Annotated in this window: 14 protein-coding genes; 11 read left to right on the top strand and 3 right to left on the bottom strand. The window is 66.7% G+C overall.

The window, feature by feature from the left end; all coding sequences use genetic code 11:
• Positions 1-44 precede the first annotated feature (44 nt).
• The 7 genes from ACFPGP_RS00135 to ACFPGP_RS00105 all read left to right on the top strand — a co-directional run bounded on the left by ACFPGP_RS00135 (position 45) and on the right by ACFPGP_RS00105 (position 8,132).
• Positions 45-1,193: a tyrosine-type recombinase/integrase gene (locus ACFPGP_RS00135; protein WP_378585244.1), complete on the top strand. Its 1,149-nt coding sequence runs from the start codon at positions 45-47 to the stop codon at positions 1,191-1,193.
• Positions 1,190-3,664, top strand: coding sequence for a tyrosine-type recombinase/integrase (locus ACFPGP_RS00130; protein ID WP_378585241.1), 2,475 nt, complete (start codon positions 1,190-1,192; stop codon positions 3,662-3,664). The genes ACFPGP_RS00135 and ACFPGP_RS00130 overlap by 4 nt, the downstream gene beginning before the upstream one ends.
• A gap of 494 nt (positions 3,665-4,158) precedes the next feature.
• Positions 4,159-4,596, top strand: a complete 438-nt coding sequence (locus ACFPGP_RS00125) for a zinc metalloprotease (protein WP_188420896.1) — start codon at positions 4,159-4,161, stop codon at positions 4,594-4,596.
• Between the two features lie 23 nt (positions 4,597-4,619).
• Positions 4,620-5,240, top strand: a complete 621-nt coding sequence (locus ACFPGP_RS00120; protein ID WP_378585237.1) for a hypothetical protein — start codon at positions 4,620-4,622, stop codon at positions 5,238-5,240.
• Positions 5,241-5,503: 263 nt separating this feature from the next.
• Entirely contained in the window at positions 5,504-5,860 is a 357-nt protein-coding gene (locus ACFPGP_RS00115) for a hypothetical protein (protein WP_378585236.1), read from the top strand.
• A gap of 2 nt (positions 5,861-5,862) precedes the next feature.
• On the top strand, positions 5,863-6,372 hold the full coding sequence (locus ACFPGP_RS00110; RefSeq protein WP_378585233.1) for a hypothetical protein: 510 nt from the start codon (positions 5,863-5,865) through the stop codon (positions 6,370-6,372).
• A gap of 17 nt (positions 6,373-6,389) precedes the next feature.
• Entirely contained in the window at positions 6,390-8,132 is a 1,743-nt protein-coding gene (locus ACFPGP_RS00105; RefSeq protein WP_465263238.1) for a type IV secretory system conjugative DNA transfer family protein, read from the top strand.
• Positions 8,133-8,140: 8 nt separating this feature from the next.
• On the opposite strand, the gene ACFPGP_RS00100 is transcribed toward ACFPGP_RS00105, so the two are convergent.
• The gene (locus ACFPGP_RS00100; protein WP_378585228.1) at positions 8,141-9,172 is read right to left on the bottom strand and encodes a hypothetical protein; all 1,032 of its coding nucleotides are present in this window, start codon (positions 9,170-9,172) and stop codon (positions 8,141-8,143) included.
• 133 nt (positions 9,173-9,305) lie between these two features.
• On the opposite strand from ACFPGP_RS00100, the gene ACFPGP_RS00095 reads away from it, so the two are divergent.
• The 4 genes from ACFPGP_RS00095 (at position 9,306) to ACFPGP_RS00080 (ending at position 12,053) form a co-directional block, all read left to right on the top strand.
• Positions 9,306-9,734, top strand: coding sequence for a single-stranded DNA-binding protein (locus tag ACFPGP_RS00095; RefSeq protein WP_378585225.1), 429 nt, complete (start codon positions 9,306-9,308; stop codon positions 9,732-9,734).
• Positions 9,735-9,743: 9 nt separating this feature from the next.
• The gene (locus ACFPGP_RS00090) at positions 9,744-10,334 is read left to right on the top strand and encodes a hypothetical protein (protein WP_378585222.1); all 591 of its coding nucleotides are present in this window, start codon (positions 9,744-9,746) and stop codon (positions 10,332-10,334) included.
• A 115-nt stretch (positions 10,335-10,449) separates the two neighbouring features.
• Positions 10,450-10,746, top strand: a complete 297-nt coding sequence (locus ACFPGP_RS00085; protein WP_378585220.1) for a hypothetical protein — start codon at positions 10,450-10,452, stop codon at positions 10,744-10,746.
• Complete coding sequence (locus tag ACFPGP_RS00080) at positions 10,746-12,053, top strand: hypothetical protein (RefSeq protein ID WP_378585218.1); 1,308 nt, start codon at positions 10,746-10,748, stop codon at positions 12,051-12,053. Before ACFPGP_RS00085 ends, ACFPGP_RS00080 begins: the two co-directional genes overlap by 1 nt.
• Before the next feature lie 20 nt (positions 12,054-12,073).
• Here the strand turns inward: ACFPGP_RS00080 and ACFPGP_RS00075 are convergent, their stop codons facing one another.
• Together ACFPGP_RS00075 and ACFPGP_RS00070 are read right to left on the bottom strand one after the other, a co-directional pair.
• Positions 12,074-13,267 carry a tyrosine-type recombinase/integrase gene (locus tag ACFPGP_RS00075; RefSeq protein WP_378585216.1) on the bottom strand — a complete coding sequence of 398 codons (1,194 nt, stop codon included), beginning with the start codon at positions 13,265-13,267 and terminating at the stop codon, positions 12,074-12,076.
• 6 nt (positions 13,268-13,273) lie between these two features.
• A complete protein-coding gene (locus ACFPGP_RS00070) occupies positions 13,274-13,483 on the bottom strand; it encodes a helix-turn-helix domain-containing protein (protein WP_378585214.1) in 210 nt (69 codons plus the stop codon).
• Positions 13,484-14,034: the final 551 nt, after the last annotated feature.

The following is a 14,034-nucleotide window of genomic DNA, read 5'->3' as shown; positions in this document are numbered from 1 at the left end:
GCGTGCTGCCGTTCGTCGCGACGACGAGCGGAAGGACATCTGGGATGGAGCGTGACGTGACGGCTTTGGTCGTCCCGACCATCGGCGCCGTGGCCAGCATCGACGCGGCGCCGGGCACGGTGCTGCTGGATGCGACGGGCGAGCCGGTCGAAGAGGTCAGCGAGTTCTTCGCCACGATGGTGGCCTGCGGCGCGAGCTTCAGTTCGCTGCGGTCCTATGGCCTGGCGCTGCTGCTTTGGTGGCGGTTCCTGGCTGTCATCGAGGTGCCTTGGCAGCGCGCGGGCCGGATCGAGGCACGCGACTTCGTGTTGTGGATGCGGCTGGTGGGCCCAGCAGGCCGGCCGGGCGGGTACGCGCCGGCGACGATCAACCACGCCCTCGCGGTGGTCAAGATGTTCTACGCCGACCGGACCCGCGCCGGCGACGGGCCACTGGTCAACCCGGTCCCCGACGCCGTCCATCGAGCCGGACGGAGGTCCCAAGCGCATCACAATCCGATGCAGCCCTTCGCGCCAGGACCGCGGGCGCCACTGCGGCAGAAGATGCCTGAGCGGATTCCTCGCCACCTGCCCGACGGGCTCTTCGACGAGCTGTTCGCTACGTTGCGCTCGGACCGGGACCGTGCCCTGCTGGCGTTCTACGTCTCGACCGGTGCCCGCGCCTCTGAACTCCTCGGCGTCACCGTGGACCTCGTGAATCCCGGCGACCAGCGCATCGGCGTACGTCGGAAGGGCTCGGGCCGGTTGCAGTGGCTACCCGCCTCCGCGGATGCGTTCGTGTGGCTTCGGCTCTACGAGCAGCAGACCGAGCGTCCGGCCGGCGAGCAGGCGTTGTGGCTGACCCGGCGACGTCCGGTGCGCCCGCTGACCTACTCGGCAGCCCGGCGAATGCTGCAACGGGCGAACGAGTCGCTGGGCACGGCCTGGACGCTGCACGACCTGAGGCACACCGCCGCTCAGCGGATGGTCGACGACCCCGCCATGTCGTTGACCGATGTGCAGTGGGTGCTGGGCCACGCCCACATCACCACGACCCAGCTCTATCTGCGTCCGCGGGAGGAAGAGGTCGTCGCCCGGGTGCTGGCCCATCACCGCGACCGGGTTGAACGGCCGTCCACACCACCACCGCCTGTGGACACGGCGGGATACTCCGCCGAGGTGCTGGCGGTGCTGTTCGGCGGGACACGGCCATGAGCGACCACATCGACCCGGTCGCCCACCTTCAGAAGGCCGCGCGCCCGTCGCGCAACGTGCCCGCCAACAACGGTGGCCTACGCCCCAAGGCGCCGACCCCGACGCTTCCGACGCCGGCGATCGCCCGGCCGACAGTGTGGGCCGCCTCCCAGATGAGCTATGAGGAGTTGCTCGCCGCGGTCCGCGACCTGGAATCCGCGAACGGCACCACGTTGTCGAAGCAGATCCGCAGCCAGGTGTTGTTCGCGGAAACCCTCCTCGGTTGGCTGCTGAGGTTCCCCGGGGAGTCGTGGCAGCAACGGTGGCATGCCTCCGGTGCGGACGCAGCCGGAAGGGACTGGACCGCGTTGGCCGCCGAGCCCGACAGACACGGGCACCTTGTCGCTGCTGCGGGCAGGCTCCTGCTGCTGGACGTGATCCGTCCCGACTACTCCTGGCTCTACGCGACCCAGGCCACACCCAGACTCTACGAACGGCTCCGGACGCTGCGTGATCCCGCGGGGTTCGCCGACATGGAGCGTCTTTGCGACGCGGATGCGCGGATGCTGCCGAGCGACCGGCGCCAGGCGTTGAACCAGCTCACCAGGATGCTGGTCCACAACGGCGGCACGTTGGGCGACATCACCCTGCCGGACTGCATCGAGGCCCACCGTGCGCAAGACGGCTACCGTGGCCGGTCTCACCCCCGCTGGTACACGCTGCTCCGGGAGGCCGCGATCCTGCCGGCCGACAGCCCGCCGACCATCTTCGCCGCGTCACGGCGAGGGCAGTTGACGATCGAGGAGATGGTCGACCGCTACGACGTCGTGTGCCGTCCGGTCAGAGACCTGTTCGTCGCCTACCTCTACGAACGCCGTGCCGCGATGGACTACAACTCCATCCGCTACCTCGCGGCCAAGCTCGTCCTCTTGTTCTGGCGCGACCTGGAGATCCACGAGCCCGGCATCGAGTCCCTGCACCTGACCGACGAGGTCGCGCGTCGCTGGAAGACCAGGCTCAGCGGCCCGGTGCTGTACGGCAGCAACCGCGTCGGGAAGAAGCGCGAGGACCCCTACACGATCCTCATGGCCGTCCGTGCTTTCTACGCCGACCTCTCCCACTGGGCGCTGGAGGACCCCGCCCGATGGGCCACCTGGGCCGCACCCTCCCCGGTCAACTCCCGCGACCTGGCCGGCATGACCAAGATGCTCAAGCAGTCGCGGTCGCGCACCCACCAGCGCATCCGGGAACTCGCGCCCCTACTTCCACGGCTCGTCGACGCAGCCAGCGACACCCGAGCGGCAGCCAAGGAACTGCTCGATGCCGCCGCAGCGACCCCGCCCGGCCAGTCGTTCACCCAGGATGGTCACACGCTACGACGAGCGACCCTGAGCGACGACGGGAGCCGCGGCCGGAAGGTCAGTCGTGGCCACGTTTACGTCGACAATCCGGAGTCCGGCGGCACCAGCGACCGGCCGCAGGACAATCGCCGGAACCTAAGCCTTGAGGCCGACCGGGCGTTCTGGACGTGGGCGCTGGTCGAGGTGCTGCGTCACACCGGGGCACGCATCGAGGAAGTCCTCGAGATCACCCACCGTTCCTTCGTGTCTTACCGGCTGCCCTCGACTGGTGAGGTGATCCCGATGCTGCAGATCACCCCGTCCAAGACCGACAAGGAGCGGCTCTTGGTCATCGGCCCCGAGCTCGCAGTGGCGTTCGCCGAGATCATCTCCCACGTCCGCGGCGACAACGAGCAGCTGCCGCTGGTCAGCCGCTACGACAGCGCCGAACGCGTGCACAGCCCCGAGCTTCCGTACTTGTTTCAACGGCCCTATGGGATAGGCAGGACCGCGATGAGCTCCTCCTACGTCATCAAGCTGCTCGACGAGCTGGTCACCACCGCGAAGATCACCAACAACGGCGGCACACCGGCCAAGTTCAGCCCCCACGACTTCCGAAGGATCTTCGCCACCGAGGCCGTAGCGTCCGGCCTGCCCGTGCACATCACCGCCAAGATCCTGGGCCACGACTCGATCGCGACGACCCAGACCTATGCGGCGGTCTACGACCAGGACGTGATCGAGCACCACCGTGCCTACATCGCTCGCCGGCGAGCACTGCGGCCGTCTCAGGAGTACCGCGAACCCACCGACAGCGAGTGGGACGAGTTCCTCGGCCACTTCGCCCAACGCAAACTCGAACTCGGCACCTGCGGGCGTGCCTACGGCACCGGCTGCCAACACGAACACGCCTGCATCCGCTGCCCCATGCTCCGTCCCGACCCCGCCCAGCACCAACGGCTCCAGCAGATCATCGACAGCCTCGACGGCCGGATCGCCGAGGCCAGCAATCGGGGCTGGCTCGGCGAGGTCGACGGCCTGCGAACCAGCCGCGCCGCCGCCGAACAGAAACTCACCCAGATGCAGCGCACCGCCACCAACCTCGGCCTGCCCACCGTCCGGAGCCGACTCGACCCGTCGCCGGATGCGTAAGGCGAAGCTCTCTCGCCGTCAGGCCACGAACAGGCCGCGGAGACCCGGGGTGGGTGTCGCCCCATGACCGCCGTTCTAGCCGACGACGCGAAGTCCATCGCGGTTGCGCTCGTTGCCGCGTGGCGATCGCTCCGAGGCCCAGTCGTCGATCGGCTGAGGCGGCGCATGAAGCTGCGGGAGAGTCTCGAACTCCGCGCGATGGGATCCATTGTCAACCCCGGAACCAGCCGAGGGTGACACGCGTCACACTGGTGTAGAGTCGCTATCGATCGGCCAAGAGCGAATCCGATGGCGTCGGTCGAAGCGTCGTTGCGAGGGAGGGTCCGCCAGTACGGTCATTGAGAATGCGTAGTCTCTGTCTCGGCTCGGCAGCCGTTGTCTGCCTAGGATTTCTCGTCGTTGCTCCAGCCATGGCTGACGAGTGGGGTTCCCAAGACGGCAACACTGGTGCGCACCCCGATGAGGATCCGCACTCGTATTGTCTGGGGAGTTCCGTGTCTGCTGACCTCGAGGAGAACATCGACGCCGCAGCATGGAACGCACTTGATCCCACGCAGGTTAACGTCAATTACAGTTCGACCTGCCAGTTGACGGGCGCGGGCGAGACGGATGTGGTGTGGACTCAGGGGAATATCGCATCTGGGGCACTCGCGTGGACCGACTGCGACGACTACGAAAGCGACCCTCCGACAAATCAGTGCGACCAGAATTACGTCCGCGTCGACTTGGCAACGGTCAATCAAGGGGTGGACGACGAGATCGATCAGACCATAACAACGTGCCATGAGTTCGGGCACACCGCAGGCCTGTCGCACGGTTCGACCCAGGACGACTGCATGGAGAACGTGTCAACCTCCAATCCACCAAACGCGCTCAAGTGGCGTCGCTATAGCGCTCACCACATCGATGACCACATCAACCCGTGGTTCTGATCTAACGAGAAGGGACGGTTGACATGGCAAAGCGATGGTTCGCCGCGACGCTGAGTATTGCCGTGCTCTTCGGGGTAGGGGCATGCTCGAACGAGAAGACTCAAGCCACTTCACAGGCGAACTCGCCGGTGGCGGACTCGGAACGCGCAGATCCTTCTGCTGCTCTGGTCGCGCATCTACGCGACACGTCCTCGGCTCGGTACGAGCCGTTCGAAACACCGAAGGACATGCTTTCTGACGCTGACGTCGCGATCATGGGTGAGGTGGTCTCCGTAGAGCTCGCGATGATCAGAAACGAGTTCGACGGCCAAGGCGGAGTTGTTGTAGGAGTCCGACCTCTAGAGGTTTGGAAGGAACCCAAAGGCGAGCCGGCCGAGTTGACGTACTTCGTGGTACGCCGCGCAAAGAACGTCGGGGTCGAACCCTTCCGCGCAGGACTTCCCGTTGGCCATAACGTCGCGATCTTCGGATACACGTCCGATGTTCAGTTCATAGAAGGCGATCCTGGCCAGCCCATCCTTGAACCGGCACCTCAGGGTCTGTTCATCGAGACCGACGCCGGGTTGGCGAACGTGTACGCCCCCGGCGACGACGGCTGGCCAGAGATCAAGACGATGAAGGATCTTGCCGCCTCGATTCAATAGTGTCTGGGAACTGCTGCGTCGACATGCGAGATGGGAGTTATTAGGCGTAGTGCGGATGGACCCCCGCGTGCGGAACTTGCAGCAGGACGCACGCTGCGATCGGTCGGACAAGAGACGCCCAGCCCGAGATAGGATCTCGATGCGAGATCCAACCATCCAGTGCGGGTTAGCACGTCTGGGGCCGCCCGGCACACCTGAGTGACGTGATAGGCCGCGATGAGCCAGCCGGTTCGCTTTGGTGCAGAAAAGAACTCGGCCACGTCATGCTCCACGGGCCCGACAACGCCGATGCCGCGCTGCACCGCGGAATCGCGGAGGTTGAGGCCGAGTCCGTTGCCGTCATGGTCGGCGCAGCCCACGGTCTTGCAACCGACGACTACACGATTCCGTACGTCGCCTCATGGGCGAGCAGCGTTCCCGGCAAGACGCCCGTGGAGGTCGTCCAGTCGACCGCCGAACGCGTGCGCGGCGCCGCGGTCACGATCCTCGACAAACTCGACACCCCGAAGGTCGGAGACGGCAACCCGCCGGGGCTCGACCGGGAGGCGCTTGCAGCGGGTCGCGCCACCGCACCTGTGCAGACGGCTGCCCAGCGACAAGTGGAGCCGGTCGGACTATGAGCATGCTCAACCCTGCCGCGCCCTATCGCCGGGACGATCGCTCGACTCTGCGGGTGCCAGTCGTGATGCCGTTAGTCGAGGTCGTCGTCGACGCGGACGGACTTCTGACCGTCACACTCGATCGAGAGCCCTACTCGGCAGACGGGGCCCTGCGACGCAAGGACCTACGGCGCACTCTTGTCGATATTGCCTCCGACCTTGCGACGCCGATCCGAGTCGAGGTGCGTGAGGCAGACGACTCCACGTTCACCGACATCATCACCCCCAAGCAACGCGATGCTGAGCCTGCGCCCGCCGCCCGTCGTGTGCTCGCCTCTCCATTCGGCATCTCTGGCGATGGGTTCACGGCCGGCGAGGAGGTGGAGGTCTGCGTCGTCGTCGCGCGGCAGGTGGCTGCGGACGACGGCAGCACGCAGCTGCGCCTGCCACCTGCTTTGCTTGCCTGCCACCCGGACGTCGTCCTCGTTGGTCGAACCTCGGGTGCGGTCGCGCTCAGTGGCGGTGCGGCGTGAATCCGCGCGGACAGGGCGTGGACGGAGACCTGGTCAACCTGGGGCTCATCGTCATCGCCGCTGTCGGGTCCATCGCCGCGGTCCTGCGGCTGGCCGGGTCGGCGGCGGCATGGCTGTTCGGGGCGTCCCAGCCGAGCGGCGGCTGGGAGTCCGGATTCCGTGTGCTGAGCCACCCGGGCGACCCTGCATCCTCCCTCGGCAGCGCGGGTCTCTCACCATGGGCCTACTGGTTGGTGCTGATTCTGATGGTCGCCGTGGCCGTCGCCCTCGCACTCGTGGTGTGGCGCCGCATCGGATCCGTGAAACACAAGACTTCGCACGACCCGTGTCGCCTTGCTGGAGTCGCCACCGGGCGCGACGTACGAGCCGTCGCGTCCCGCCGAGCACTCCTGTCGCGCGGCAGGACGCTCCGCCCATCGATGGTTGCCCCGATGCCCACCGACGTCGGCTACCTACTGGGCCGCTCACATGGCCAAGGGGTGTGGGCATCGGTCGAGGACTCGATCCTGCTGCTCGGCCCACCCCGCTCAGGGAAGGGCCTGCACGTCGTGATCAACGCGATCCTCGACGCGCCTGGGGCGGTGATCACCACCGCGACGCGACCCGACAACATCGCCGCGACGCTCACTGCGCGGCAGGCCCGCGGTCCAGTGGCCGTGTTCGATCCACAACGCCTCGCAGACGGGCTTCCCGCAGGCCTTCGCTGGTCGCCCGTCCGTGGATGCGAGGACCCGCTAACAGCGATGATCCGCGCTACCGGGCTCGCCTCCGCCACCGGACTCTCGAACGGAGGCGTCGAGTCGGGCGGCTTCTGGGAAGGCAAGACTCGCACCGCCCTCCAATCGCTCCTTCACGCCGCGGCGCTCGACAATCGGTCCCCTCGCGAGCTGTTCGGTTGGACCCTCTCACCATCAGCCGCAGCGGACGCGGTTGCCATTCTGTCGAGCAACCCGAAGGCCGCGCCGGGATGGGCCGGCTCGTTGGAGTCGATGATCCATTCAGATCCACGCACCCGAGATTCAATCTGGATGGGAGTCTCGCTGGCCCTGTCGTGCCTTGCCGATCCCCGCGTCCTCGACGCCGTCTCTCCGCGGCCGGGCGAGCACTTCGACCCCGGCGACTTCCTCACCGGCAACGGCACCCTCTACCTGCTCGCAACCGGCGCAGGCGCGGGCGCCTCATGGTCCTTGGTCGCCGCGCTCATCGAGGATCTCGTCGAGACTGCACGCCACCTGGCCGCAACTTCGCCCGGCGCGCGGCTCGACCCGCCGCTCCTGCTCGCGCTGGATGAGATTGGCAATCTCTCGCCCCTGCCTTCGCTGCCGGTCCTCATGGCCGAAGGCGGCGGTACCGGGATCACGACGATGCCGGTCTTGCAGTCGCTGTCGCAGGCCCGCGACAAGTGGGGCGACCACGCGGCCGGCGCGATCTGGGACGCCTCCATCGTCAAAGTTATCCTCGGCGGCAGCTCCTCAGCGCGTGATCTTCAGGACCTGTCCGCACTCATTGGCGAGCGTGACGAACGCACGGACACCATCTCCGTCGGCGACTACGGCTCCCGCTCGCTGCAGCGGTCCACACGGCGCGTGCCGGTCATGCCACCTGAGACGATCCGGACGCTGCCGTTCGGCACTGCGCTAGTGCTGCTCCGCAGTGCCCCGCCGTTGGTCACCGACCTGCGCCCCTGGACGGCACGCAAGGAGGCAGCGCAACTCAGCGCGGAGCGGGCATCGGTCGAGGCCTCGCTCCGGCGCCGCTGACAGGCCCATCAGGATTGGCTGTACAGAACCCAAAGGGCCTCGGCATTCGATTCCGCCTCAGCTAGCGCTGCGGTCAGTCGTTCCACCTCCGCCGTCGCGGCTTCGACACGTTCCCGCTGCTTTCGAATGCCAGCGGAGGTCGATTCAGGCTTCATCCTGGCCATGCGCGCGTCGTCCTGCTCCGCCTCGGCCTCCCACAGTGCCTCCTCCAACTCCGAGACGGAATCACTGACCTCGCTCCATCGCTCGAAGGCTGCCTGCTTCGCCTCACGCTTCTCAGCGTCGACGCGAGCCTTCTCCACGAGCCACTGCGACTTCGGCATCGCCTTCAGCACGTCGTCACGGTGCCGCTGAAGCTCCCTCGCTTTGTCCTCCACCTGCGCGTGACCCTTGGTTGCCTCAACTGCGACCTCGGTCCATCGCTTTGCAACCGCGTTCGCACCGCGCCGCGTGTAGCGATTGCCCGACGAGTTCGGGTCCCACTGGAGGTAGTAGTTACTCCCGATCGGCCGGGACACCAGAGACTGCAGCGGATGCCGCTTGGCGTCGAACAGGTTGACCGTGTCCAACATCCCTGTGCGCAGGCTGTGCTCGCTTGGCGTCGGGCCGGCCCAATGCCCAGAACGGTGGCCGAACGCGATGACAGCGTCTCGAACCGAAACTCCAGGAAAGATCCCGTCGATCCAAGCGCCGTCAGGGCTCTCGCGAACAGCAGACGCGAACCCCCTGAATGCGCCGAATGGGTTGTCTGGGTGGGCATCGCACAAGACGACTTTGCTCCGTTGCCCACTCAAGAGCAGCGCTGGCGCCTCGACGATGTAGAAGACGTTTCCAGGACCTCGCTGACTCTCAGCACCATGCTTCGCGCTCTGGAGATCGGTGTAGAGAGTCGCGTTCCGCAGATAGTGGCGAACCCAAGTGCTGTGCCACGCGTTCCGCCCTCTGATCAGTAGCACGACGCTGCCCGCCTGCACGTCGACGAGCAGGTCCTCGTCATACGGCTGTGGCTCTGTTGGCCACCGGAGTTCGGGAATCTTCATGCGAATCGTGAGAACCCTATTGGCCACCTCCGACATGCGACAGGAGTTCGGCCAGGCGGCGCCGGCAAGAGCCGCACACCTGACTCCTGAGAGCGGCAGCCAGCCGAGGCGTCGCACGACATCAGGAGTCAACATGACGATTCCCATCCAGATGAGCCTGCACGGGTTCATCGCCACCGCGCCGCAGCTCAACTTCACCGGCAACGGCGCGGCGCGCTTCTACGCCCGCGTCGGGGTCGAGCACTACCGAAAGGAGACCGACGGCAGCTTCACGAAGCTGGACTCGACCTTCCACGACATGGTCGCCTACGCCAAGACGGCCGAGCGTGCCTACGCCAAGTTCAAGGTCGGCGACAACTTCGTCGCGTCGGGCTACATCAGCGAGTACGAGGCCGATCGCAACGGCCAGGCCGAGGCCCGCGAGGAGTTCGTCGCCCGGCGGATCGGGCACGACCTCGCCCGCACGAAGTATGACGTCGACCGGATCCCCTCGCGCCAGCTCGACCCGCCGAGCGCGGACCTGACGGCGGCCAAGGAGCCGGCCAAGGTCGTCGGTCTCTGAGGCCGTGCGATGACCGCCGACATCGACCAGGCCCAGCTCGCGTTCATGGAGCCTGACGACTACGTCGTCGGTGGCGACCACCCGAGCGGCAGCCCCGTCCCTCCCGGGGCTGCCGGCTCGGACGACGAGCCACCACGCCCGATCAACTGGAACCTCCTGACCGCCGAGGAGGCCGAGGCCGAGTGGCTCGACCTCAACGCATGGGTGAACTGGCTGCGGGCGACGTACGGACTTCCGCCGACTGTGGTCCCGCCGTACTGGCATCGCCACGACGAACTGGTCTGGGAGCTCTCGGCCCTGCACACGCATTGGCTCAACGCCTACGACCAGGAGGGCAGTCCTTCGGCGCCGTTGGCGTGGCACCGCGACTTCGCTGATGCCCGGAACCGGCTGCGCGAGTGGGTCTCGACATCGGGCACGAAGCTCGACCGCGACCGGCCCACACGGCTCACGACATGGCCCGGCGAAGAGCCGACCGAGTCCGGCAGCGAGATCGAGATCGAAGACCGCGACGCCGACTTCATCGCCTACGTCCTCGAAGACGTTGCCGCTCGACGTCGCATCGAGGAAGACGCTCGGCTGCTCGTCCGAGCGTCCTGACTCTCCTCGGCCCCGCCTGTCCACCGAGTTGTCCACAGCTCGCACAACCGGATCGCCGCCATCCCACCACCCGGCCAGACGGTGGAAGGCGATCCACTCCACGAAAGGACCTGGCATGTTGCTCGCCCACGCGGTCACTCTCGCCGAGGCGCGGTCATACCTCGCGGCCCTCGCCGATCGAGCATTGACCTTCGACGCCTCGGTCGAGTACGAGCGCGTCCTGCTCCAACTCGACTTCCTCCACGGGGACTTCATCCCCGGCATCTCGCGCGTCCCGGCATACAGCCGCGACGTCCTGTTCGACGTCGCGTATGCCGCCATCGAAGAGCTCGGCGAGCACGGGATCGACCTTCTCTCCGTCGAGCTGCTGCTCGACATGCTGGAGGTGGCCTGGGCGAAGGACCTGCCCTGATGTACGGCGAGAACAGCGGCCATCTCCGCGACGCCATGGGCGCGCTCCTACGCGAACACCGCATCCAGCAGCGCCTCGGCGGCAAAGGCACCCACACCGTGCCCGAGACCACCACCCTCGCCGAACGCGAGGAACTCGGCCGGCAGATCCGCCGTTACCGCGAATGCGTGCTGACCTGGAGCCTTCAGGCCGTCCGCGCCGCCAACCCGCGCGCCGACCTCGGAGGCACCACCGTCCACAGCCGGGGGCCAGCCGAAGAGCTGCGGTTCCGACTCACGGAGGCACTGACGGCGTCGAGTGCCGACCTAGCGCCTGCCGTGGAACTCACCGCCGAACAGCGGTTCGCCACCATCGAGGCCTGGCGACAGGCCGCCCGTGCTGCGGTGCTCGGCGAACACGACTTCCCAGCCGGAGTTCGTTACAGCGACCTGACCGACCAGGAGTGCATGACGGTACTCAAGGACGCCGCCGACGTTGTCCGCGGACTCGTCGCGCTCGACCGCCGCTACTCGAACGTGCCCGGCTGGGAGAAGCTCCACAACCAAGGGTGGCTCGGCCGCGCCGCGGAGACGTGCGCCGCCCACGCCGGATACGACGATCCCGACTACGCCGTCGACCGCCAAGGATGGCAGCCAGCACCCCAACCTCTTGCCGGCCGCGCGATGCCCGGCCTGGCCGGGGTTATGCAGGCGCAGTACAACCTGCTGCTGAGCCTCGACGAGTTGCCCGACGCCCGTAGCCTCCGCGTCGTCCTCGACGCCCAGCGCGTAGTCACACACGAAGTCGCACTCCGCCTCGGCGAGGCCGTGCCCGACTTGGCTTTGAAGTGCGCAACCCGCAAGGAGACCTACATCAAGCTCGTGCGGGAAACGCGCGACCTCGGTGGCCTCCTTGGCCGAAGCAACGCGGCCGGCCATGGTTCCATCGCCGCGAGCCGCGCGCAGAAGCTCGGCCGCGAACCGCTGGCCGACGCCAAGCCGTTGCGTCAACTCGATCGCCTCTTCACCCGCATCGATCAACGCGTCTGCGCCGCGATCGAGCACGGAGTTCGAGAACGGCTCTACTTCGTCCGCCTACCGATCGCGCGCCTCGACGACCTATCCGAGGGCCTCGTCAAGGGACGGCGACAGCGCTACATGCCGATCACGTCGCCCGTCCAGTCCGACCTCATCGCGATCGCCCGCAACGAACTGCGCCCAGAGCCGATCCAGCTGACTGCACCAATCACCGCCGCCAAGAGTCGCGCCGACTTCGAGGCCGCGATCAATCATCGACCCGGCGACGCCGGACCCCCGCTTGCGTTGTGAGAAGGCGACGCCGGCTTGCTTCAGGCATCGTCGCTCCGCCTCCTTGGACCGAGCGACTCCAGGATCTCGGCGGTCACCGGGTTCACCTTCTCGTCCGGCTCGATGTAGTGCTCTTTGGTGATCTTGGACGACGTGTGTCCGAGCATCTCGGCCGCGAGGTCCGGGCCGCTTGCACGATCGATGAACGTTGCGACGGTCCGGCGGAACGAGTGCGGAGTGACTCCTTCGATGCCTGCCTCAGCCATGACGCTGCGGAGCCGCCGGCGCACGTTGTTTGTTGTCAGCGGCGTCCCGTTGCGGGTCACGAAGAGCAGATGCTCTGGCTCGTCCTTCGCCACCGCGACAAGCCGTTGCCGAAGCACTTCCGCGGTGAAGCTCGGCACCGCCACCGTCCGGGTCGACTTCGTCGTCTTTGGGTGGGGCTGTCGGTGGGTGGGCTTCCCGGACGGGGAGACGATCGTTCCGCAAATACGCACGGTGGCCGGAGAGACCGTCACATCCACATCGCACCGCCGGATCGCGAGCACCTCGCCGATGCGCGCGGAGGTTCCGAGCATGACTTCGATGATCTGTTCCAACTGCCCGTCCGGCGGAGGTCCAGGGGTACCGGGTGCACGACGCCAGCCTCGGACGGCCTCCCGGATGGCGTCGACCTGCTTGGCCGTGAGCGCCATCGCCAGAGACGGCGGCTTCTTGAGCCGGGTCGTGTCGCGCACCGGGTTCTTCGCTATCGCGTCGTACCGGACAGCCAGCCCGAAGGCGAGGCTGAGCACTGTTCGCGCCTGCTTGGCCATGCTGTAGCTCTTCGTGGTCGCCAAGGTCTTGATGAACTGGTCGACCTTGCGAACGGTGATCTCTCGGAGGACGTAGTGCTCGAAGGCCGGCACGACGAGCAGGCGCATGTTGCGCTCGTACAGGGCCCGCGTGCTCGGCGCGAGCTTGCCCTCCAGATCGAGGTCGTCCAGCCAGACCTCGACGAGGTTGGCGAACGACGTGTCGCCAGTGAGCTCTCCGGTGGCGACGTGACTCGGTCGCTGAGCAAGCACCTGCTTCAGGTTTCGCTCGGCTTCCTTGTTGGACGCGCCGGTGGCAGAGACGCGGCGGAGCCGACCGTCGTCGTCGCGGTACCGAGTGCGCGCTTGCACCCGACCTCCTGCGACCTTGACATACGTGATGTCGCCGAAGGTGCCGATCGGCGTGCGCGGCCTACCCATGGCACGTCACCGCCCGTCGGGCGTACATCCGGGCTCGGTCTCGCGATTGGTCCGGAGCCATTCGTGGACGTCGGTCACGAAGTAGCGGATCTGCCGTCCGATATGGACCGCGCAGGGTCCCTTGCCCGCCAGGCGCCAGTCGTACAGCGTCCTCACCGGCACGTGGAGGTACTCGGAGAGTTCCTCGATGCTCATCAGCGGCTCCAGGCCGCTCAAGGTGGATGTTGTGCTGTCCATGCCAAGCAGGTGTGCTGGCCGAACCGCTCGACTCCGCACAGGGCGGGGCGACTCCGCACCCGCCGTCCACTAGGGGCCCGAGGGCCGTTCGTGGACCGGGTTTCTGGACACTTTTTGGACATCTGATCAAGTTCGTAAACGCTTTCAGGCTCGGAATCCGTAGATTCCGAGCCTGAAATTCGTAGCGGGGGCAGGATTTGAACCTGCGACCTCTGGACTCAGAGTGCGATGACGACTGCCCTTCGTCGCCCCTTGCTGGCTCTTGACCGGTTGCGCGCTGACCTGCGCAAACGCTCGCGCAGCGGTGGCCACAATGCCCGCGGGTCTTGATCCGATTCACTCCCGCTAGCCCCTCTGCGACCCCGATTTCGGGGCATAAACGCGGCGTGGCTCGAATCTCATCCGCGGGCCTCACATCAGGTCAACTAGAACCAACAACCCTCCGATGCCGCCCCGAGTGCCCTTGAGAGGAGAGTCCCCTGTGGTGGTGGGGTTTGAGGTCCAACGGCGGGGCTGCGTGACGTAGGCGG

The sequence above is a fragment of the Nocardioides taihuensis genome (assembly GCF_042657275.1).
Classification (GTDB): Bacteria; Actinomycetota; Actinomycetes; order Propionibacteriales; family Nocardioidaceae; genus Nocardioides; species Nocardioides taihuensis.
The sequence above is the reverse complement of the archived record's forward strand: the minus strand, read 5'-3'. Positions and strand labels throughout refer to the sequence as shown.

What these genes read in the sequence shown, in the direction of transcription:
- ACFPGP_RS00075 (WP_378585216.1), bottom strand. Translation starts at nt 13,267, where the DNA reads ATGGGTAGGCCGCGCACGCCGATCGGCACCTTCGGCGACATCACGTAT.
- ACFPGP_RS00110 (WP_378585233.1), top strand. Translation starts at nt 5,863, where the DNA reads ATGCTCAACCCTGCCGCGCCCTATCGCCGGGACGATCGCTCGACTCTG.
- ACFPGP_RS00115 (WP_378585236.1), top strand. Translation starts at nt 5,504, where the DNA reads ATGCTCCACGGGCCCGACAACGCCGATGCCGCGCTGCACCGCGGAATC.
- ACFPGP_RS00080 (WP_378585218.1), top strand. Translation starts at nt 10,746, where the DNA reads ATGTACGGCGAGAACAGCGGCCATCTCCGCGACGCCATGGGCGCGCTC.
- ACFPGP_RS00120 (WP_378585237.1), top strand. Translation starts at nt 4,620, where the DNA reads ATGGCAAAGCGATGGTTCGCCGCGACGCTGAGTATTGCCGTGCTCTTC.
- ACFPGP_RS00090 (WP_378585222.1), top strand. Translation starts at nt 9,744, where the DNA reads ATGACCGCCGACATCGACCAGGCCCAGCTCGCGTTCATGGAGCCTGAC.
- ACFPGP_RS00100 (WP_378585228.1), bottom strand. Translation starts at nt 9,172, where the DNA reads ATGAAGATTCCCGAACTCCGGTGGCCAACAGAGCCACAGCCGTATGAC.
- ACFPGP_RS00095 (WP_378585225.1), top strand. Translation starts at nt 9,306, where the DNA reads ATGACGATTCCCATCCAGATGAGCCTGCACGGGTTCATCGCCACCGCG.
- ACFPGP_RS00085 (WP_378585220.1), top strand. Translation starts at nt 10,450, where the DNA reads ATGTTGCTCGCCCACGCGGTCACTCTCGCCGAGGCGCGGTCATACCTC.
- ACFPGP_RS00130 (WP_378585241.1), top strand. Translation starts at nt 1,190, where the DNA reads ATGAGCGACCACATCGACCCGGTCGCCCACCTTCAGAAGGCCGCGCGC.
- ACFPGP_RS00135 (WP_378585244.1), top strand. Translation starts at nt 45, where the DNA reads ATGGAGCGTGACGTGACGGCTTTGGTCGTCCCGACCATCGGCGCCGTG.